The sequence below is a fragment of the Klebsiella sp. KTE92 genome, from assembly GCF_000398905.1.
Lineage (GTDB): Bacteria > Pseudomonadota > Gammaproteobacteria > Enterobacterales > Enterobacteriaceae > Klebsiella > Klebsiella variicola.
In genome coordinates this window covers 1,309,677-1,329,380 of record NZ_KB976100.1, presented here as the reverse complement: position 1 = coordinate 1,329,380, position 19,704 = coordinate 1,309,677, and the positions used below count along the sequence as shown (strand labels likewise).

The following is a 19,704-nucleotide window of genomic DNA, read 5'->3' as shown; positions in this document are numbered from 1 at the left end:
ATGTCGCAATACCATACCTTCACCGCCCACGATGCCGTGGCTTACGCGCAGCAGTTCGCCGGCATCGACAACCCATCTGAGCTGGTCAGCGCGCAGGAAGTGGGCGATGGCAACCTCAATCTGGTGTTTAAAGTGTTCGATCGCCAGGGCGTCAGCCGGGCGATCGTCAAACAGGCCCTGCCCTACGTGCGCTGTGTCGGCGAATCCTGGCCCCTGACCCTCGACCGCGCCCGTCTGGAAGCGCAGACCCTGGTCGCCCACTATCAGCACAGCCCGCAGCACACGGTAAAAATCCATCACTTTGATCCCGAGCTGGCGGTGATGGTGATGGAAGATCTTTCCGACCACCGCATCTGGCGCGGGGAGCTTATCGCTAACGTCTACTACCCGCAGGCGGCCCGCCAGCTTGGCGACTATCTGGCGCAGGTGCTGTTCCACACCAGCGATTTCTATCTCCATCCCCACGAGAAAAAAGCGCAGGTGGCGCAGTTTAGTAACCCGGCGATGTGCGAGATCACCGAGGATCTGTTCTTTAACGACCCGTATCAGATCCACGAGCGTAATAACTACCCGGCGGAGCTGGAGGCCGATGTTGCCGTCCTGCGCGACGACGCCCAGCTAAAGCTGGCGGTGGCGGCGCTGAAGCATCGTTTCTTTGCCCATGCGGAAGCGCTGCTGCACGGCGATATCCACAGCGGGTCGATCTTCGTTGCCGAAGGCAGCCTGAAGGCCATCGACGCCGAGTTCGGCTATTTCGGCCCCATTGGCTTCGATATCGGCACCGCCATCGGCAACTTGCTGCTTAACTACTGCGGCCTGCCGGGCCAGCTCGGCATTCGCGACGCCGCCGCCGCACGCGAGCAGCGACTGAACGATATCCACCAGCTGTGGACCACCTTCGCCGAACGCTTCCAGGCGCTGGCGGCGGAGAAAACCCGCGACGCGGCCCTGGCTTACCCCGGCTACGCTTCCGCCTTTCTGAAGAAAGTCTGGGCCGACGCGGTTGGCTTCTGCGGCAGCGAACTGATCCGCCGCAGCGTCGGACTGTCGCACGTCGCGGATATCGACACTATCCAGGACGACGCCATGCGCCATGAATGCCTGCGCCACGCCATTACCCTCGGCAAAGCGCTGATTGTGCTGGCTGAGCGTATCGACAGCGTCGACGAGCTGCTGGCGCGGGTACGCCAGTACAGCTGAGTGCGGCCTGTTTTCCCTCACCCCGGCCCTCTCCCATAGGGAGAGGGAGCACACCCTAAAAAAGGCCATTGTCATTGCCTTTTTGCGTTTACCTTGCCCTCACCCCAACCCTCTCCCACAGGGAGAGGGAGCAAAGCCTAAAAAGTGCAATCTTCTGGGATTGCCCGGTGGCGCTGCGCTTGCGCGGGCCTACAGATAACCGCATAACGGTTTGATCTTGCAGACTTTTGTAGGCCGGGTAAGGCGAAAGCCGCCACCCGGCAGACATGCGAGCACAATTTTGCGTTTACCTTGTCCTCATCCCAGATACTCAATCACCGACAGCCCGCCGTTGTAATCGGTGCTGTAGATAATGCCCTGCGCATCGACAAACACGTCACAGGACTGGATCACCTGCGGGCGGCCGGGACGGGTATCCATCATCGTCTTCGGCGCCGCCGGCACCAGCGCCCCGGTCTCCAGCGGACGATACGGGTTAGATATATCGTAAGCCCGCACGCCGGCATTCTGATAAGTGGCAAAAATCAGCGTTGAGCTGACAAAGCTGCCGGGACGATTCTCATGCAGGTTGTGCGGACCGAAATGCGCCCCTTTCGCCACATAGTCGATTTCATCCGGCGGCGGGAACGTGGCGATGCTCACCGGGTTTGACGGCTCGCGGATATCAAACAGCCAGATCAGCTTCTCACCGTCCTCCTGATTGTCGAGCACCGCTTCATCCAGCACCACCAGCAGGTCACGATCCGGTAGCGGCAGCGCGGTATGCGTCCCGCCGCCGAACGGCGGGCTCCAGTTGCGATGGCTAATCAGCGTCGGCTGGGTACGGTCTTTGACATCCAGCAGCGTCAGGCCGCCGTCGCGCCAGCTGCCGTAGGCGGTATCCCCGGCAATAATGGCGTGATGCAGCGCATAGCGTTTGCCCTGCGGCCAGTCCGGTGTTTCACCGCCCGCCTGGTGCATCCCCGGCAGCCACCAGCGCCCGGCCACTTCGGGCTTACGCGGATCGGCCAGATCGATGGTCAGGAAGATGTAGTCAGTAAAACCGTCGATCAACGCGGACACATACGCCCAGCGGCCGCCGACGTACCAGATGCGGTGAATACCGATGCCGTTAAGCGACAGGAAACTGATTTCCCGCGGCTGCGCGGGAGTGGAAATATCAAAGATGCGCAGCCCGGCGCTCCAGCCCTTGTCCTGCACATCGCTGACCGTGTCGCCCACCGAGCGGGTGTAGTAGACCTTCTCATCAGCAAAACGGGCGTCGGCAAACAGATCCCGGGCGTTGATCACCAGCAGCAGATCGTCATGCGCCTGCAGATGCACGTTCCAGGTGCCCGGCGGCGCGGCAATATAGTTGACGGTGGTAGGCCGGGTCGGATCGCGAACATCGACCACGGAAAAGCCCTGCGACACCATATGGCCGATATAGGCGAATCCGCGGTGCACCATCAGCTGCACGCCGTCCGGACGACCGCCCTGATCGCTATGGCCAATCAGCCGCATATTGCGGCTGTATTCGGGGGAAGGTAATGCTGACATAGGGGATCCCTCTCGCCCGGTGGCATGGTTTTCCCCCTCTCCCTGCGGAAGAGGGCCGGGGTGAGGGCACCAGGCCACCGCCCACCGCCACCCGGCTTGATTTTATTTGTTTTTCGCTTCCAGCGTCGCGAACCACGGCGCGATAAAGTCTTCGGTCTGGCCCCAGCCAGGGATAATTTTCCCCAGCGACGCCACGTTCACCGCCCCCGGCTGGGCCGCCAGCAGCGCCTGCGGGATCGCCGCCGCCTTGAAGTCGTAGGTGGCTGGCGTCGGCTCGCCGGCGATCTTATTGGCGATCAGCCGCACGTTGGTCGCGCCGATAAGCTTCGGATCCACCGCCACGCTCACCTTCCATGGGCTGCCGGCTTCGCGCATCAGCTGCAGATCCTGGTTGGAAATATCAATGCTGTAGAGTTTGATCTCGGTGCGGCCATTCTCTTTCAGCGCTTTATAGGCCCCCTGGCTAAAGGCATCCCAGGTGCCCCAGATCGCGTCGATTTTCCCTTTCGGATACTTGGCGAGGATCGCCCCCACCTTGTTGGCAGTGTCGCCCTGCACATCGGATGACACGGCGCCGATCGACTCCAGCTCTTTAATCCCCGGATTTTGCTTCAGCAGCGTCTGGTAAGCCGCCTGACGGCGCTCCATCGGCGGGAAGCCCGCCACCCACAACTTGACGATGTTGGCCTTGCCGTTGAAGTCTTTCACCAGCTGGCCAAAAGAGAGCTCGGTCAGCGACGCGTCATCCTGCTGACTGACCGTCACCCCGGGGATCTCACCGCTCACCGCGGTATCGAACACCGCCACTTTGATCCCGGCATCCACCGCCTTCTTCACCAGGGCGGTGGAATACGGGTCACGCCCCTGGGAGAGAATAATGCCATCGTATTTCTGGCTGATGGCCTGGTTGACGAAGTCCTGGAATTTGGCGTCATCGCCGTTGCTCAGGAAGGTGCTGATTTTGAAACCGAGCTTTTTGCCTTCCTGCAGCGCCCCGGAGACAAACTGGGTGGTGTTATCGTCAGACCCTAGGTTGCGGATCACCGCAATACGGATCGGGCCGCTGTGCTCGGCAATCGCCGCCGGCACCGGCGTCGGGGCAGTGGCCAGCGCCGCCGTCGACTGCAGCAGACCCAGCGTCATCAGAGAGAGTGCGATCTTTTTCATGCTGTTTACCCTGTAAAATGTTAAGTACGGCGCTGAAAATAGGTCAGTGCCAGCGCGCCAGCCAGGACCAACCCTTTAATAATGTCCATCGCGTAATACGGCACCGAGAGCATCACCAGCCCGTTGGAGAGCACGCCGAGGATCACCGCCCCCACCAGCGTCCCCAGGGCGTTCGGTTTACCGGAGCCCGCCAGCGAAAAGCCGATCCAGGCCGCCGCCACCGCGTCCATCAGATAGCCGCCGCCGGCGTTGACCTGCGAGGATCCGATACGCGAGGCCAGCAGAATGCCGCCCAGCCCGGCCAGCAGCGAGGCAATCACGTATGCTGCGACTTTGTAACGAGTGATCCGCAGGCCGGAGAGCCGCGCGGCCTCCGGGTTGCCGCCGATGGCGTACATCCGCCGTCCGTGGGTGGTGAACGACAGCGCCAGCTGGGCGACCAGCGTCACCACCAGCATGATGATGACGATGGTCGGCACCTGCCCCAACGCGCCAAAGCCCGCCGGGATAGTGCCTTCCGCCATCTCGCCGCTCGGCAGCACCATGTTTTCAGTAATCGAACCGCCGTAGCTGTAGGTCATCGCCACGCCCTGAATCACAAACAGGCTGGCCAGGGTGGCGAGCATGTCAGGAATGCGCAGCACCACGATCAGAAAGGCGTTAAACAGCCCCACCAGGGTGCAGAGCGCGAGGGTGATCAGAATCGCTTCGGTGGTCCCCAGGCCATGCCAGACAAACAGGGAAATCACCAGCGCGTTAGCCAGCGATGCCGTCGATCCCACTGACAGATCAAAGCCGCCAATGGTGAGAGAAATCGACACCCCGATGGCAATCACCGTGACAATCGCGATCGAGCGCAGAATGTTGATGATGTTGAACGGATCAAGGAAGTTGTCCGAGGCGAGGCCAAAGACCGCCACCAGCAGCACCACGGTCAGCAACATGCCCCACTTATAGAGAAAATCAAAAAATCGCTGACGGCCCGATACCGTCGCGTTTACTGCCAGGGCCTTGCTCACGCTGCCGCTCCTCCGGTTGAATAATAAAGCAACGTCTCTTCCCGGGCTTCCGCGCCGGGGATCTCCGCCACAATCCGTCCGTCCCATAGCACGCAGATGCGGTCGCATAAACCGACCAGCTCGGCGAATTCACCCGAGGCATAAATCACCCCTTTGCCTTCCCGCGCCAGACCATCGATCAGCATGAACAGATCGGTTTTCGCTTTCACATCGACCCCTTTGGTCGGTTCGTCAAAAATCAAAACATTGGCATGACTGCGCAGCCATTTGCCAATGGCCACCTTCTGCTGGTTGCCGCCGGAAAGACGGCGCAGCATCTGCCCCGGGCCAGTGGCGCGCACGCCGAGGCGGGCAATCACCTCCTCCGCCCAGCGCCAGGCCTGCCGATGGCCAAACAGGCTCCAGCGCGAAAAGCTGTTATCGGCGCTGACCGCCAGGTTCATCGCGATCGGCTCTTCGATGAAAATGCCCTCTTTGCGCCGCTCCTCCGGGACCAGCGCCAGGCCGCGCCCCACCGAGTCGGCAGGATCGCGCGGTCGCCACGGCTGGCCGTTCAGCTCGCCACGCTGCACCCGGCTTTTGCTGGCGCCGAACAGCGCTTTGCACAGCTCGGTTTTGCCCGCGCCGGCCAGCCCGGCGATACCCAGAATTTCCCCCTTCCGCAGACGCAGCGAAATATCCTGCAGCAGCGCCTCATCATGCAAACCGTCAACCTGCAACAGCACCTCTTCGCCGTGCGGCGGGCGCGGCGGTGGGAAGATATCGCTCAGCTCGTGGCCCAGCATCTTTTCGACGATCTGTTCGCCGCTCAGCGGCGCCATCGGGCCGCTCTCAATTAGCCGCCCGTCGCGCAGCACCGTCAGGGTGTCGCAGCTCGCCTTCAGTTCATGGATACGATGCGAAATAAACACCACCCCGATCCCCTGCTGCTGCAGACGGCGTACTACCGCAAACAGGCGCTCACTTTCATGCTGATCCAGCGGCGCGGTGGGCTCATCGAGGATCAAAAAGCGGCAATGGTGCGACAGAGCGCGAGCCAGCAGGATTTGCTGTTTTTCGGCGAGCGTGCAGCTGTCAATGGAGCGCCTGACGTCCAGCGCCACGTCCAGCTGCGCCAGCGCCTCGCGCGCCAGCTGCCGAACCCGCGACCAGCGAAACGCCATGCCCGGCTCTGCCAGCCTGTCCAGCATGATGTTTTCCGCAATGCTCAGGCCAGGTACCAGCGCCACATCCACCTCCTGCTGCACCAGGTGGATCCCCAACTGTTTAGCATCCCGCGGCGAACGAATGGTGACCGGCTGATCGTTGATCGTCACCTCGCCCTGATAGTGAGCATGCGTCCCGCACAGCACGGCCATCAGCGTCGACTTACCCGCGCCGTTGGCCCCGGTCAGGGCATGCACCGACCCGCCATGAAGGGTAAAGTCCACCTTGTTCAGTGCCTGAAAGCCGGAGAAGGCCAGGCTAATGTTATGCATCTCAAGGCGGTTCGCGCTCATCACTGTTCCCGTGCGGTAATTAATCTTCTGATTTAACGAATTTTTCATAGCCGCCGCTGGCTGACAACTGCGTAAAAAGCATAAGATACAACGAAATAATATTAGCCATCTGGATGTCCAGACATAACATCAGTTTAGCCCAACACCTATAAGGACAGCTTCCATGAGCAACAGCGATATCCGCGTCGTACCCGGCCCGGCCAACTATTTCTCCCACCCTGGCAGCCTTGAGCGGCTGAGCGATTTTTTCAGCGCCGACCAGCTCTCGCGGGCGGTGTGGGTCTATGGCGAGCGCGCCCTGGCCGGCGCCGAACCTTTTCTGCCGGCGGCCTTCCACCTGCCGGAGGCAAAAAAGATCCGCTTTCCCGGCCACTGCAGCGAACGCGACGTGGCGGCGCTGGTGCAGGCCTCCGGTGACGATCGGGCGGTAGTGATTGGCGTCGGCGGCGGCGCGCTGCTCGACAGCGCGAAAGTGCTGGCCCGCCGCCTGGGGGTACCGCTGGTGGCCATCCCGACCATCGCCGCTACCTGCGCGGCGTGGACGCCGCTGTCGGTGTGGTATAGCGACGCCGGACAGGCCCTGAATTTTGAGATCTTCGATGACGCCAACTTCCTGGTGCTGGTCGAGCCGCGCATCATTCTCAACGCCCCGGCGGAGTACCTGCTGGCGGGCATTGGCGACACCTTAGCCAAATGGTATGAGGCCGTAGTGCTGGCGCCGCAGCCGGAGGCGCTGCCGCTCACCGTGCGGCTGGGGATTAACGGCGCGCTGGCGATCCGCGACGTGCTGCTGGCCAGCAGCGAAACGGCGCTGGCGGACCAGCGCCGCGGCGATCTGACCCAGGCGTTTCGCGATGTGGTGGAGGCGATTATCGCCGGCGGCGGGATGGTTGGCGGGCTGGGGGAACGTTACACCCGGGTCGCCGCCGCCCATGCGGTGCACAACGGACTGACGGTGCTGCCGCAGACGGATAAATTCCTCCACGGTACCAAAGTCGCCTACGGCATTCTGGTACAGAGCGCCCTGCTTGCTCAGGACGATGTACTGGCGCAGTTAGTGCAGGCGTATCAGCGCTTTAACCTGCCGACCACCCTGGCGGCACTGGAGGTCGATATCAATAACCGCACAGAACTGGACCGGGTCATTGCCCATACCCTGCGCCCGGGCGAGTCGATTCACTATTTACCAGTGACGTTAACCCCTGAGGTTCTGCGCGCGGCGTTTGAGAAGGTGGAATACTTCAGCCGTTAATCGCCCCGACCGTCTATACCTAATGATGATGCTCACCACTCTCGCAACGAGGTCATCATGCAGATCGATTTAACAGGTAAAAAGGCGCTGGTTACCGGCGCCAGCCGTGGGTTGGGTCGCGCAATCGCGCTGTCGCTGGCACGCGCCGGTGCCGATGTGGTTATTACGTATGAAAAATCGGCCGATAAAGCCCAGGCGGTCGCCGATGAAATAAAGGCCCTGGGTCGGCACGGCGAGGCGGTGCAGGCCGACAGCGCCAGCGCGCAGGCTATTCAGGAGGCGGTAACCCATGCGGCCCGGTCCCTCGGCGGGCTGGACATTCTGGTCAACAACGCCGGGATCGCCCGCGGCGGTCCACTGGAATCCATGACGCTGGCGGACATTGACGCGCTTATCAACGTCAATATTCGTGGGGTGGTCATCGCCACCCAGGAAGCGCTGGTGCATATGGCCGATGGCGGACGGATCATCAACATCGGCAGCTGTCTGGCTAATCGCGTGGCCATGCCGGGCATCGCGGTTTACGCCATGACCAAGTCCGCCCTCAACGCCCTGACCCGTGGCCTGGCGCGTGATTTAGGCCCTCGCGGGATCACCGTTAACCTTGTCCATCCAGGGCCGACCAACAGCGATATGAACCCGGAAGACGGAGAACAGGCGGAAGCCCAGCGCCAGATGATTGCGGTCGGTCACTACGGCCAGCCGGAAGACATCGCCGCGGCGGTCACCTTCCTCGCCAGCCCGGCAGCCGGGCAGATCTCCGGTACGGGGCTGGACGTGGATGGCGGATTGAACGCCTGATCGCACATTTTCTGCAAGCCTCTGTCGCCCGACAGAGGCCTTCCCGCGCCGCCTCGACGGGTTGCGTTTTGCCTCTTACCTGCGTTTTTTCTCCGCTCTACAGTACCCCATAAGAAATTCGGAATTTATCTAATAGTCTTATTATTTCCTTATATTTTGTGTGGGCGTACAGTGGAGGTACGGATGAAGATTGTCTGGTCAAAAACGGCAGATAAGCCATTTTCTAAAATCGATAATCGGTATAAGAGCCGCATTAAATCCAGGCTGGAGAAGATGGATGATAAAGCTTCATCTATCTCGGATATCAAAAAATTGTCCTCTCCCGAAAACCACTACCGCCTGCGATTAGGTGATTACAGAGTCATCTACACCTTTGGGGATCCGCCGGGCGATACCTGCTACGTCGTGGCGGTTAAACGCCGAACCACCACCACCTACCTTCATGAGGAAGATACCGAATATGACTATTCAGTACATCAAGGATGAAGAAGGAAAAGACCAGTATGTCGTCATTCCTTACAGCGATTACTTTCGTATGCGCCTGGCTCTGCTGGAGTACGACGACGAGGATGAAAGCGACCGGGAAGATATTCCTTATGAATCAGACATCTATGATAATGTCATGCTACCAGGCGAAGTATGCGACGTGATGCATAAAGAAAACGTCAGTCTGCAGGCCGCGTGGCGCATCCTGCGCGGGCTATCCCAGCAGGAGGTCGCGGCTAAACTCGGCATCAGCCAGTCCGCCGTGTCGCAGCTGGAAGCGCTGGACTCCCGTCCGCAGAAGCGCACCCGCGAGAAGCTGGCGGCGATTTACGGCTGTACCCAGGAGCAGATCAGCCTCTATCTGCCGAAAGAGGGTTAACAGCACTTCGCCCCGCCCTTGCCGCCGTAGCGCGCGTCCTGGCGCTCGCGAAAGAATTCTTCATAGGTCATCGGCGTCTGATCCGGGTGGGTTATTCGCATGTGCTCGACGTAGTTATCGTAATCCGGCACGCCGATCATCATCTTCGCCGCCTGGCCTAAATATTTTCCCGCTTTGGAGAGGGTGTCGAACATAAGTCATTTCTCTTTTGTTTCCCTCTCCCAAAGGGAGAAGGAGGATCAGAAATGTAGGCCGGGTAAGGCGAAGCCGCCACCCGGCACACCGGTTAATGCGCGCGCTTCGCCTGCGCGGTTATAGTTTGCGCATCGGCGGGCATCGCCTGGTACGGCGTCTCTTTCGCCGTCGGTTTATCCTCTTTCAGCGCCGCCAGCGCGGTTTTAATCGAGAACAGCGCCAGCACCACCACCACAATCATAAAGAAGATGGTCAGCCCGGCATCGAGACGGTTGTTAAACACCAGCTGCGCCAGCTGTGATTCGGTATATTGCGGCGGAATGTTGCCGCTGTCGATCATCGCCTGGAATTTATTAGCGATGGCCAGGAAACCGACTTTGGTGTCCGGGCTGAACGACTTCTGCCAGCCGGCGGTCAGGGTACAAATCAGCAGCCAGCTTGTCGGCAGCAGCGCCACCCACGCGTAGCGCTGGCGTTTCATCTTGAACAGGACCACCGCGCAGAGCATCAGCGCCATCCCCGCCAGCATCTGGTTGGCGATACCGAACAGCGGCCACAGGGTGTTAATCCCGCCCAGCGGATCCACTACCCCCTGATGCAGGAAGTAGCCCCACGCCAGGACGCACAGCGCGGTCGCCAGCAGGTTGGCCGGCAGCGAACTGGTTTTTTTCAGCCCCGGGCTAATCACGCCCAGCAGATCCTGCAGCATAAAGCGCGCCGCACGGGTGCCGGCATCAACCGCCGTCAGGATAAACAGCGCCTCAAACAGAATGGCGAAGTGGTACCAGAACGAGACATCCATCAGCCCGCCCAGCGAGCCGTGCAGGATGTAGGCCATCCCCACCGCCAGGGTTGGCGCGCCGCCAGCGCGGGAGATAATCGACTGTTCGCCGACCTCGCTGGCGATTTGATGCAGCGTATCCGGGGTAATGCTAAAGCCCCAGCCGCTCACCACCTGCGCCGCCGAGGCCACCACATCGGTGGTTCCCGCCGGCGCCAGCACCGCCATCGGGCTGTTCATCGCGAAGTAGACGCCCGGGTCGATAATACAGGCCGCCACCAGCGCCATAATGGCGACGAAGGATTCCATCAACATACCACCGTAGCCGATAAAGCAGGCCTGGCCTTCGTTGGCCAACATTTTCGGCGTGGTGCCGGAGGAGATCAGCGCGTGGAAGCCGGAGACCGCGCCGCAGGCGATGGTGATAAACAGGAAGGGGAACAGGTTGCCGCTCCACACCGGGCCGGTACCGTCGACGAACTTGGTCAGCGCCGGCATGGTCAGGGTCGGGCGCATAATCAGAATGCCAATCGCCAGCCCCACGATGGTGCCAATTTTCAGGAAGGTGGAGAGGTAGTCGCGCGGGGCCAGCAGCAGCCAGACCGGCAGTACCGCGGCGACAAAGCCGTAGCCCACCAGGATCCAGGTCAGCTGTACGCCGGTGTAATCAAACCACGGCGCCCAGGTCGGGCTTTCCGCCACCCAACCGCCGGAGATGATGGCGAACACCAGCATCACCAGGCCGATCACCGACACCTCGCCGATGCGCCCCGGGCGCAGGTAGCGAATATAGATACCCATAAAGATCGCCAGCGGGATGGTAAAGGCGACGGTGTATGTCCCCCACGGGCTGTGGGTCAACGCTTTCACCACGATCATCGCCAGGACCGCGAGGATGATGACCATGATCATAAAGCAGGCCACCAGCGCCAGGACGCCAGCGGTTGGCCCCATCTCCTCTTTAACCAGTTCGCCAAGCGAGCGGCCATCGCGACGGGTCGAAACAAACAGCACCATAAAGTCCTGTACGGCGCCGGCCAGCACCACGCCGGCGAGGATCCAGATCATCCCCGGCAGGTAGCCCATCTGCGCGGCAAGCACCGGGCCCACCAGCGGCCCCGCGCCGGCAATGGCGGCAAAATGGTGACCGAACAGCACTTTTTTGTCGGTCGGAACATAATCGAGGCCGTCATTATGTCGTACCGCCGGCGTCATCCGCGTCGGGTCAACGCCGAGAACGGTTTTGGCGATATACAGACCGTAGAAACGATATGCGATCAGATAAACGCAGACCGCCGCGACAACAATCCACAGCGCATTTATCTGCTCACCCCGGTTTAAGGCGATATAGCCGAGGGCAAAGGCTCCGATCACGGAGAGCAGTGTCCAGATAAGGTATTTCCCTGAATTATTCATTGTTGTGGTCCACCGGTAGGGTAATCAGGATGTTACATTTTGTTTCTAGATCACAACGCAGAATTTAACAACATCGAAACAGCGCAGATGCCGTACACCCACAGAGATTTGTCTCACATTGCTAGCGAGATCACTTAAGGCAGGAAAATGAATGAAAGGATTACCGTGAACGGTGCCGTTTGTTTGTCGGGTGGCGGCTAACGCCTTACCCGACCTACAGATCCGTAGCCCGGCTAAGCGTAGCGCAAACCTGGGAAATAGCGGCTTCCTGGTCCATAAACCGTAGCCCTGCTAAGCGCAGCGCGAGCAGGGAAATTCCCGGATGGCGGCGCGCTGCGCCTTATCCGGGCTACTCATTGCGCCGATACGTAGCCCGGCTAAGCGTCGCGCAAGCCGGGGAAATAGCGGCTTCTTAGCCCAGCACCGCGGTGCCCAGACGACAGGTGCAACAGCGCCGCCCCTTCTCGTCATACACCACTATCTCCCAGCTCTGGCTCTGGCGGCCAAGATGCAGCGGTCGGCATTCGCCGCGCACTTTCCCGCTGGAGACCGGACGATGGTGGGTAGCGTTAAGCTCGGTGCCCACCACGCACTGCCCTTCTTCGGTCATCAGCCAACCGGCCATCGAGCCCAGCGTCTCCGCCAGCGCCGCGGAGGCGCCGCCGTGCAGCAGACCAAACGGCTGATGGGTGCGCGCATCCACCGGCATCTCCGCCTCCAGCAGCCCCGCTTCCAGTCGGGTGTAGATGATGCCAAGATGCGCCACCATGGTGTTTTCGCTGCTGGCGTTCAGCGCCGCCAGCGTGAGCTCTCGCTTCCAGGCCATTTACGCCCCCAGCGTCGAGCCGCCATCGACCACAATATCCTGCAGCGTAATATGGCTGGCGTGAGAAGAGGCGAGGAACAGAATGGTATTGGCGATCTCCTGCGGGCGGGCGATTTTGCCCAGCGGGATGCCCAGCTTAAACTGCTCGCCGAAGCCGCGGATCCGCTGCTGCTCGGCATCGTCGCTGACCCACAGGGTGCGCTGCATATCGGTGTCGGTGGAGCCCGGCGACACGAGGTTGCAGCGCACGCCGCTGCCTGCCAGCTCAAGGCCAACGGTTAACGCCAGGCTTTTCAGCGCCGCTTTCGAGGCGCCATAGGCGCTCATGCCGATACGCGGCGTATGCGCGGCATCGGAGGCGACGGTGACGATCGCCCCGCCCCGCTGACGGCGGAACTGGGCCATCGTCTGCTGAAACAGATTAAACGCGCCGCCAACGTTGACCGCGAAGGTTTGCTGCCAGTCTTCCGCGCTCAGCTGGTCGGTGGCGCCCATGCGCAGGATCCCGGCGGCGTTCACCAGCACGTCCAGTCGTTCGATGTTGTTGAGCAGCCGCGCGCACACGTCGCGTACCTGACCGGCATCGGCGACGTCCAGCGTTTCGGTGGCAAACGGATAACCTTCGCCGTCAAAGGCAAGGTCGAAACCGGTGACGTTAGCCCCGGCCTCGACGAAAGCCAGCGCGGTGGCATAGCCAATCCCTTTACCTGCGCCGGTCACCCACACGGTCTGGCCGTGGAAATCCAGCGCCGCCATTATTTCACCTCACGGGAGAGCAGCGCCCACCAGGCGTCGATGGTCGGGTTCTTCGCCAGCATCACGAAGTCGATATCGCCGTGCACTTTGCGCCAGCGGGCGGCCAGGGCCATCATCCGCACCGAATCCAGACCGTAGTCGATCAGATTTTCATCATCCAGCGGTTCGTCGGATTCGTCGAGCAGCGGCAGGATCAGCGCGCGCAGCGCCGCTTTGGAGGCCGGCAGCGGCAGCAGCTCTTCGGTCATCACCACGCGGCCGGAGCGGCCGGCGACGTATTTCAGCGCCATCAGGTGCTCTTCACGGCTGAAGTCCGCCAGGGCGTCGGCGACAAAGAACGGTTTGATATCGCGCATGAAAGCATCGGTGGCGGTGGTCATGCAGCCGATATGAGCATAAACGCCGGTGATGATCAGCTGGTCGCGGTCGGCCTCTTTCAACATCTCCTCCAGCGGCGAGCGATGAAATGCGCTGTAACGCCATTTCACCAGCACGGTATCGTCTTCATCCGGCGCCAGCGCGGCAATCACCTGCTGCTGCTCCGGCGAGCGGGTCAGGCCCGGCCCCCACATATCATTCAGCAACGCCCGATCTTCATCACTCTGCTCTTTCGGCTGGGCGGTGTAGTACACCGGAATGCCGTTCTGTTTGCAGAAGTCGCGCAGGGCGGCGATATTGGCCACCACTTTCTCCATCATCGCGCTGTTTTCGCCCCAGAAGTTGAGGAAATACTCCTGCATATCGTGGATCAGCAGCGCGGCGCGCGACGGCTCAAAGGCCCAGTTGACTTTGTTCGCCGGGATATCGCTGGCTTCCGGCAGCGCATATGCCTGTAATTTAGGGATTGCCATTCTCTGTTCTCCTTCAGCCCAGCTTGCCTTCGGCCAGCCACTGACGTAATTGTTTTTTATCGACTTTGCCCACCGGCGTCAGCGGCAGCGCGGCAACGCACTCCACGCGATCCGGCAGTTTAAATTCAGCCACCCCCTGCTCGCGCAGGAAGCGGCGCACCGCGACGGCGCGCAGCGGCGAGGTCACCACCAGATAAGCGCAGCTTTTCTCGCCCAGCAGGTTGTCTTCGATGCTGACCAGCGCGGCGTGGATCACCGCCTCATGGCGCAGCAGCAGGTTTTCGATCTCTTCAGCGGCGATCTTCTCGCCGCCGCGGTTGATCTGATCTTTTTCCCGGCCCTGGACGGTGATATACCCGTCTTCATCGATCGAAATCAGATCGCCGGAGCAGTAAAACCCCTCGGCATCAAAGGCTTCCGCGTTATGCTGCGGGCTGTTGTAGTAGCCGCGGAAGGTATACGGCCCGCGGGTCATCAGGCGGCCCACTTCGCCGCGCGGCAGCGGGTTGCCATCGGCATCCGCTACCCACACTTCATCGTCCGGGCACATCGGGCAGCCCTGGGTATGGATGATCCGCTCCGGGCTGTCGTTAAGGCGGGTGTAATTCACCAGCCCCTCCGCCATGCCGAACACCTGCTGCAGCTGGCAGCCGATTTCCGCCGGAATGCGCGCGGCGAGGGTCGCCGACAGGCGCGCGCCGCCGACCTGCAGCAGCTCCAGCGATTGCAGTTGCGCATTGCTGCCCCATTCATGGATCGCCTGCAGCCACAGGCTGACCGCCGGCGGCACCAGCGACGCGACGTTGATCTGATGTTGTTCAATCAGCGGGAAACAGAGGGTGGCGCTCGGGTCGGCGGCGAGGATCACCCGCCCGCCGGCGAGGAAGACGCCGAGCGAACCCGGGGAACTCATCGCATAGTTATGCGCCGCCGGCAGCGCGTTGAGGTAGCGCGTCTCCGCGTTGATCCCGCAGATCTCGTTGCTGCGGCGGATGCTGTAGTCGTAATCGTTATGGGTGCGCGGGATCAGCTTCGGCGTCCCGGTGCTGCCGCCGGAGAGCTGGAAAAAGGCCACTTCGTCGGCAGGGGTTGGATTGGCGACAAAGTTATCCGCCGGGCGGTTAATCTCCGTCGCCAGATCGCGCTCGCCGCCGTCGTTACGCAACAGTGCGACGCGCAGGGAAGGATGCTCAGCGATAAACGCATGGAGGAAGCTATCGTCAGCAAACAGCGCGTGCTCGCGATCGGCAATCAGCAGCGCCGGTTTAATCTGCGCGGCGTAGGCGTTAAGCTCGCTGCGCTGATGGCTGAACAGCGCGTTCACTGGCGCGACGCCGATGCGCAGCAGCGCAAAGAAGGTGATGTAAAACTCGGCGACGTTGCCCAACTGCACCAGCGCGGTTTCCCCGCGCTTCAGTCCCTGGCGCTGCAGCGAGCAGGCAAGGTTGTCCACCAGCTGATTAAACTGGCGGTAGCTAATCTGCCGTTCGCCATCGATAATCGCCACGGCGTCGTTTTCCGCGTGACGGGTGATCAGATTGGTTAACGGCAGATCCTGCCAGTAGCCTTTTTGACGATAGCGGGCCGCGAACGCATCCGGCCAACGGGTAAATGCAATCATCCTTGCCTCTTAATTCAAGCCAAATACGTTAAGCATGGTGGTCAGTTTGACGCCGGTTTCGCGCCATTCGCCCAGCGGCGAGGAGGCCGGAACGATTCCCGCGCCGGCAAACAGGCGCAGCGTACGCTGCTGCAGACGCGCGCAGCGGATGGTCACCACCCATTCGCCGTTGCCTTCATCGTCACACCAGCCGACGATGCCGCCGAACAGCTGACGGTCGAAGGGTTCCAGTTCGGCAATCAGGCGCTTCGCCACCTGGTGTGGGAAGCCGCTCAGCGCCGGGGTCGGGTGCAGCAGACAGGCCAGCGACATGGCGTTTTCTTGCGCCAGCGCGGTGCCTTCGATTGGTGTTGCCAGGTGCCAGAGCGTTGGGGTGGTAATCAACTGCGGCGATGCCGGCAGCGACAGCTGGCTGCTGCGCGGGCCCAGCACGCTCTTCATCGCCTGGGTCACCAGCTCGTGCTCGTGGCGATCTTTGCCGGATGCCAGCAGCCTGTTGCCCGCTTCCCGGTCCAGCACATCGTCCGGTTGACGACGGGCGGAGCCAGCCAGCGGCAATGAGCTGAAGCGCGGCCCGTCTTTACGCAGCAGCAGCTCCGGGCTGGCGCCCAGCAGCACGCCGCCGTCGGAGAGCGGCACGTGGAAGTTAAAGCTCGCCGGGTTCTGGGCGATCAGTCGCTCCATCAGCGCGCCGCTATCGACGCGGTCGCGGGTGGTAATATCGATAAGCCTTGAGAGCACCACCTTGTCCACTTCCGGGGTGGCGGTCAGCGCGGCAGCGCGTTCCACCATGGCTAAAAACGCGTCCTGCTCCGGGATCTCCCGGCGCTCCACCACTTCCATTGTCTCCAGCGGCGCGGCGTAGCGGGCGGAACGCTGTTTTTCCGGGCGAGAGAACGCTTCCCAGCGCTCGGGGATATAGAGCTCGGAAGGCTGACAGGTGTCGAACGGGATAGCCCCCACCATCACCGGCTTGCGGATCCCCGCCGCGCGGGCCTCGGCAAAAGCGGCGGCCAGCTGCTGCTGGAACTCGCCGTTCAGCGCATCGCCGCCGACAGCGGGCTGTGAGAAGCGGCGGAAGCAGCCGGAGGTGCTAAAACTGCGGTACGGCGACATAAAGAAGAAGCTGTCCGGAGACAGGGTCTGGGTGTGTTTCTGTACATCCTCAGCCAGTGACGTTTCCATATCATCCTCCAAAAACGATAAATATATTACGAATAATTATCATTTGTATTTTGGTTGGCTAACCTAAAAGGTATTGCCCGCCATGTCAACCGCGTTACGTCATTGCGCGCCACTTTGGCTTGCATCCTGCTGACGCAAAGTTGAAAATGAGACGCATTTATTACCTTTCGAATCAGGATGCGATGACGTGAACTTCTTTTCTTTCTGCCGCCGCGGTGCGCTGACCGGCATGCTGTTGCTTTTAGGAATTACCTCAGCCCAGGCGGCGGACTGGCCGCGCCAGGTCACCGACAGCTACGGGACACACACCCTGCCAAGCCAGCCGCTGCGCATTGTCTCCACCAGCGTGACCCTCACCGGCTCGCTGCTGGCGATTGACGCTCCGGTGGTCGCCAGCGGCGCCACCACGCCGAACAACCGCGTCGCCGATAGTCAGGGCTTTCTGCGCCAGTGGAGCGAGGTCGCCAAAGCCCGCAAGCTGGCGCGGCTGTACATCGGCGAACCAAGCGCGGAAGCGGTGGCCGCCCAGATGCCGGACCTGATCCTGGTGAGCGCCACCGGCGGCGACTCTGCCCTGCCGCTGTACGATCAGCTCAAAACGATCGCCCCGACGCTGGTCATCAACTATGACGATAAAAGCTGGCAAACCTTGCTCACCCAACTGGGGCAGATCACCGGCCATGAGCAGCAGGCCAGCGCGCGCATCGCCGACTTCAATAAACAGCTCGTTTCGTTAAAAGAAAAAATGAAACTGCCGCCGCAGCCGGTGACCGCCCTGGTCTATACCGCCGCCGCGCACAGCGCCAATATCTGGACGCCGGCATCGGCCCAGGGGCAGATGCTCGAACAGCTGGGCTTTAGCCTAGCGACGCTGCCGGGCGGCCTGCCCGCCAGCCATAGCCAGGGTAAACGCCACGATATCGTGCAGCTGGGCGGGGAGAACCTCGCGGCCGGTCTGAACGGCCAGAGCCTGTTCCTGTTCGCCGGCGACCAGAAAGATGCGGATGCCATCTACGCCAACCCGCTGCTGGCGCATCTCCCGGCGGTCGCAGGCAAACGCGTCTACCCGCTGGGCACCGAGACCTTCCGTCTTGACTACTACAGCGCCCTGCTGGTGCTCCAGCGTCTCTCCAGCCTGTTCGGCTAACGCGGGCCGTGCCATCAGGACGGGTACGTAACCTGAACTCTTTGCCGGGCGGCGCTCCGCTTGCCCGGCCTACAATGCCAGAGTCCCCCAGGCCAGACCGTAGGCCCGGTAAGGCGTAGCCGCCACCGGGTATCAGGACGGGAACGCAACCTGAACTCTTTGCCGGGCGGCGCTGCGCTTGCCCGGCCTACAATGCCCGAGACTGTAGGCCCGGTAAGGCGTAGCCGCCACCGGGCAAGTGCACCCTACTTAACTTTCGTTGACGATTTCCGGGCGCTGGAAACGGCGCAGCTCGCGTAGCAGCCCCACCAACAGCACGCCGACGAGCGCCAGCGCCCAGCCGCTGGCGCTGGCGGATGCCGCCGGGGTCATCACCGCCCCTAATCCGCCGAGCAGCGCCGCGCCGATGGCGTCGCCGGTGACGTTTTGCGCGGTCCACAGACCATTAATCCGCCCAAGCATATTTTCCGGCGTCTGGGTCTGGATCAGGGTGTACTGCAGCAGCGAGCTAATAGCGCTCAGCCAGCCAAACAGCGCCAGGCACAGCGCGCCCAACGCCCAGTGCGGCATCAGGCTGAACAGCGCAATGGCGACAAACGATCCCACCGTGGTCGCCAGCATCAGCGCACCCGGCCGCACCGTCTGGGCCAGCTGACCGCTGGTCAACGCCCCCAGCGCCGCACCGAGCGGAATAGCGGCGTACAGCAGGCCAATCTGTCCGGCCGACATCTGCCAGCTCCCGGCCAGCGCCGGATAGAGCACCCGCACCGCGCTGGCCATGGTCAGCAGACCGCCAAGCAGCGCAATCCCGCCGATAAGCGGGCTCTGACAGAGGAAGGTCAGCCCCGCCAGCAGAGATCGCAGCGGATGCTCGCGCGGCTGCGGAGGCGGCGGCAGCTGCGGCAGACGCAGCAGGGTTAAGGTGGTGATAAAGGTCCCCGCCGCCGCCAGGCCGAAGTTCCAGGCCACGCCGCCGGTGGCCAGCAGCAGGCCACCGATCATCGGCGAAATCACCGAGCCAAGGCGCACCGTCAACATGGTGATGGCCCCGGCCTGCATCAGGTTTTCCCGCCCCACCAGCGCCGGGGTCGCCGCCAGCAGCGCGGTCACCCCCAACGAGGCGAAGAACCCGTCCCAGATCCCCAGCAGGTAGATCGCCGCCAGCGACGGCTCCGGCAGCAGGGCGTTCAGACACAGACCGACAAAGCCCACGCCGCAGGTGCCGCGCGCCAGCAGGATCAGGCGTTTACGTTCATAGCGGTCAGCCAGCACGCCCCCCACCATCAGACCAACAAACATCGACGCACCGGTCAGCGTCACCGACAGCCCGACCTGCCAGGTCGAATGGGTCATCATCTGGATCTGGACCGGAATGGCCACGCCCAGCAGGCCAAGCGACAGAATAGAGATAAAGCGAGCGATAAAAACGGCGCGAAACGCCGGGTGAGTTTTCAGCAGGCTGAGATTGAGCAGCCAGGATTGTCGGTTCATTACAGCGCCTTGTCGTTATTTTTAATACCCTTTTTACTGTGGGTCATGCTACCATAGCTGAATAAAATCGATAACGATAATTACTATCATTAT

The 19,704-nt window shown here is 61.6% G+C and carries 18 protein-coding genes; 6 read left to right on the top strand and 12 right to left on the bottom strand.

Annotated elements, in window-relative coordinates; all coding sequences use genetic code 11:
* Positions 1–1,200: an S-methyl-5-thioribose kinase gene (mtnK, locus tag A1WC_RS18890; RefSeq protein WP_016160472.1), complete on the top strand. Its 1,200-nt coding sequence runs from the start codon at positions 1–3 to the stop codon at positions 1,198–1,200.
* 297 nt (positions 1,201–1,497) lie between these two features.
* Here the strand turns inward: mtnK and A1WC_RS18895 are convergent, their stop codons facing one another.
* The 4 genes from A1WC_RS18895 to A1WC_RS18910 form a co-directional block, all read right to left on the bottom strand.
* The gene (locus A1WC_RS18895) at positions 1,498–2,739 is read right to left on the bottom strand and encodes an LVIVD repeat-containing protein (RefSeq protein ID WP_012968719.1); all 1,242 of its coding nucleotides are present in this window, start codon (positions 2,737–2,739) and stop codon (positions 1,498–1,500) included.
* Between the two features lie 102 nt (positions 2,740–2,841).
* A complete protein-coding gene (locus A1WC_RS18900) occupies positions 2,842–3,906 on the bottom strand; it encodes a sugar ABC transporter substrate-binding protein (protein ID WP_008805596.1) in 1,065 nt (354 codons plus the stop codon).
* A 20-nt stretch (positions 3,907–3,926) separates the two neighbouring features.
* Entirely contained in the window at positions 3,927–4,925 is a 999-nt protein-coding gene (locus A1WC_RS18905; protein WP_012968720.1) for an ABC transporter permease, read from the bottom strand.
* Positions 4,922–6,424: a sugar ABC transporter ATP-binding protein gene (locus A1WC_RS18910; protein WP_016160471.1), complete on the bottom strand. Its 1,503-nt coding sequence runs from the start codon at positions 6,422–6,424 to the stop codon at positions 4,922–4,924. Before A1WC_RS18910 ends, A1WC_RS18905 begins: the two co-directional genes overlap by 4 nt.
* 163 nt (positions 6,425–6,587) lie before the next feature.
* On the opposite strand from A1WC_RS18910, the gene A1WC_RS18915 reads away from it, so the two are divergent.
* The 4 genes from A1WC_RS18915 (at position 6,588) to A1WC_RS18930 (ending at position 9,342) form a co-directional block, all read left to right on the top strand.
* Positions 6,588–7,676 (top strand): oxidoreductase, encoded by a 1,089-nt coding sequence (locus A1WC_RS18915; RefSeq protein WP_016160470.1) that lies wholly within the window; start codon positions 6,588–6,590, stop codon positions 7,674–7,676.
* Positions 7,677–7,733: 57 nt separating this feature from the next.
* A complete protein-coding gene (locus tag A1WC_RS18920; protein ID WP_012068432.1) occupies positions 7,734–8,477 on the top strand; it encodes an SDR family NAD(P)-dependent oxidoreductase in 744 nt (247 codons plus the stop codon).
* Positions 8,478–8,660: 183 nt separating this feature from the next.
* Positions 8,661–8,963 carry a type II toxin-antitoxin system RelE family toxin gene (locus A1WC_RS18925; protein ID WP_012068431.1) on the top strand — a complete coding sequence of 101 codons (303 nt, stop codon included), beginning with the start codon at positions 8,661–8,663 and terminating at the stop codon, positions 8,961–8,963.
* On the top strand, positions 8,938–9,342 hold the full coding sequence (locus tag A1WC_RS18930) for a helix-turn-helix domain-containing protein (RefSeq protein WP_016160469.1): 405 nt from the start codon (positions 8,938–8,940) through the stop codon (positions 9,340–9,342). Before A1WC_RS18925 ends, A1WC_RS18930 begins: the two co-directional genes overlap by 26 nt.
* Here A1WC_RS18930 and A1WC_RS18935 read toward each other — a convergent pair.
* From A1WC_RS18935 to entC, 7 genes are all read right to left on the bottom strand, one after another.
* Positions 9,339–9,536: a YbdD/YjiX family protein gene (locus A1WC_RS18935; RefSeq protein ID WP_002893903.1), complete on the bottom strand. Its 198-nt coding sequence runs from the start codon at positions 9,534–9,536 to the stop codon at positions 9,339–9,341. The two genes, A1WC_RS18930 and A1WC_RS18935, sit on opposite strands and share 4 nt — an antisense overlap.
* 92 nt (positions 9,537–9,628) lie before the next feature.
* Positions 9,629–11,734: a pyruvate/proton symporter CstA gene (cstA, locus tag A1WC_RS18940; RefSeq protein WP_008805590.1), complete on the bottom strand. Its 2,106-nt coding sequence runs from the start codon at positions 11,732–11,734 to the stop codon at positions 9,629–9,631.
* Positions 11,735–12,146: 412 nt separating this feature from the next.
* Positions 12,147–12,560 (bottom strand): proofreading thioesterase EntH, encoded by a 414-nt coding sequence (gene entH, locus A1WC_RS18945; RefSeq protein ID WP_008805589.1) that lies wholly within the window; start codon positions 12,558–12,560, stop codon positions 12,147–12,149.
* Positions 12,561–13,316 carry a 2,3-dihydro-2,3-dihydroxybenzoate dehydrogenase EntA gene (entA, locus tag A1WC_RS18950; RefSeq protein WP_012068428.1) on the bottom strand — a complete coding sequence of 252 codons (756 nt, stop codon included), beginning with the start codon at positions 13,314–13,316 and terminating at the stop codon, positions 12,561–12,563.
* Positions 13,316–14,167: an enterobactin biosynthesis bifunctional isochorismatase/aryl carrier protein EntB gene (gene entB, locus A1WC_RS18955; protein ID WP_016160468.1), complete on the bottom strand. Its 852-nt coding sequence runs from the start codon at positions 14,165–14,167 to the stop codon at positions 13,316–13,318. Before entB ends, entA begins: the two co-directional genes overlap by 1 nt.
* Before the next feature lie 13 nt (positions 14,168–14,180).
* A complete protein-coding gene (gene entE / locus A1WC_RS18960; protein ID WP_012542486.1) occupies positions 14,181–15,788 on the bottom strand; it encodes a (2,3-dihydroxybenzoyl)adenylate synthase EntE in 1,608 nt (535 codons plus the stop codon).
* A gap of 9 nt (positions 15,789–15,797) precedes the next feature.
* Positions 15,798–16,973: an isochorismate synthase EntC gene (gene entC / locus A1WC_RS18965; RefSeq protein ID WP_016160467.1), complete on the bottom strand. Its 1,176-nt coding sequence runs from the start codon at positions 16,971–16,973 to the stop codon at positions 15,798–15,800.
* Positions 16,974–17,160: 187 nt separating this feature from the next.
* Between entC and fepB the strand changes: the two genes are divergently transcribed.
* Positions 17,161–18,120: a Fe2+-enterobactin ABC transporter substrate-binding protein gene (gene fepB, locus A1WC_RS18970; protein WP_012542488.1), complete on the top strand. Its 960-nt coding sequence runs from the start codon at positions 17,161–17,163 to the stop codon at positions 18,118–18,120.
* Positions 18,121–18,369: 249 nt separating this feature from the next.
* Here fepB and entS read toward each other — a convergent pair whose 3' ends face one another.
* The gene (gene entS / locus A1WC_RS18975; protein ID WP_008805583.1) at positions 18,370–19,611 is read right to left on the bottom strand and encodes an enterobactin transporter EntS; all 1,242 of its coding nucleotides are present in this window, start codon (positions 19,609–19,611) and stop codon (positions 18,370–18,372) included.
* Positions 19,612–19,704: the final 93 nt, after the last annotated feature.

Coding starts and splice junctions, on each gene's coding strand:
- mtnK (WP_016160472.1), top strand. CDS start 1: ATGTCGCAATACCATACCTTCACCGCCCACGATGCCGTGGCTTACGCG.
- A1WC_RS18895 (WP_012968719.1), bottom strand. CDS start 2,739: ATGTCAGCATTACCTTCCCCCGAATACAGCCGCAATATGCGGCTGATT.
- A1WC_RS18900 (WP_008805596.1), bottom strand. CDS start 3,906: ATGAAAAAGATCGCACTCTCTCTGATGACGCTGGGTCTGCTGCAGTCG.
- A1WC_RS18910 (WP_016160471.1), bottom strand. CDS start 6,424: ATGAGCGCGAACCGCCTTGAGATGCATAACATTAGCCTGGCCTTCTCC.
- A1WC_RS18915 (WP_016160470.1), top strand. CDS start 6,588: ATGAGCAACAGCGATATCCGCGTCGTACCCGGCCCGGCCAACTATTTC.
- A1WC_RS18920 (WP_012068432.1), top strand. CDS start 7,734: ATGCAGATCGATTTAACAGGTAAAAAGGCGCTGGTTACCGGCGCCAGC.
- A1WC_RS18925 (WP_012068431.1), top strand. CDS start 8,661: ATGAAGATTGTCTGGTCAAAAACGGCAGATAAGCCATTTTCTAAAATC.
- A1WC_RS18930 (WP_016160469.1), top strand. CDS start 8,938: ATGACTATTCAGTACATCAAGGATGAAGAAGGAAAAGACCAGTATGTC.
- A1WC_RS18935 (WP_002893903.1), bottom strand. CDS start 9,536: ATGTTCGACACCCTCTCCAAAGCGGGAAAATATTTAGGCCAGGCGGCG.
- cstA (WP_008805590.1), bottom strand. CDS start 11,734: ATGAATAATTCAGGGAAATACCTTATCTGGACACTGCTCTCCGTGATC.
- entH (WP_008805589.1), bottom strand. CDS start 12,560: ATGGCCTGGAAGCGAGAGCTCACGCTGGCGGCGCTGAACGCCAGCAGC.
- entA (WP_012068428.1), bottom strand. CDS start 13,316: ATGGCGGCGCTGGATTTCCACGGCCAGACCGTGTGGGTGACCGGCGCA.
- entB (WP_016160468.1), bottom strand. CDS start 14,167: ATGGCAATCCCTAAATTACAGGCATATGCGCTGCCGGAAGCCAGCGAT.
- entE (WP_012542486.1), bottom strand. CDS start 15,788: ATGATTGCATTTACCCGTTGGCCGGATGCGTTCGCGGCCCGCTATCGT.
- entC (WP_016160467.1), bottom strand. CDS start 16,973: ATGGAAACGTCACTGGCTGAGGATGTACAGAAACACACCCAGACCCTG.
- entS (WP_008805583.1), bottom strand. CDS start 19,611: ATGAACCGACAATCCTGGCTGCTCAATCTCAGCCTGCTGAAAACTCAC.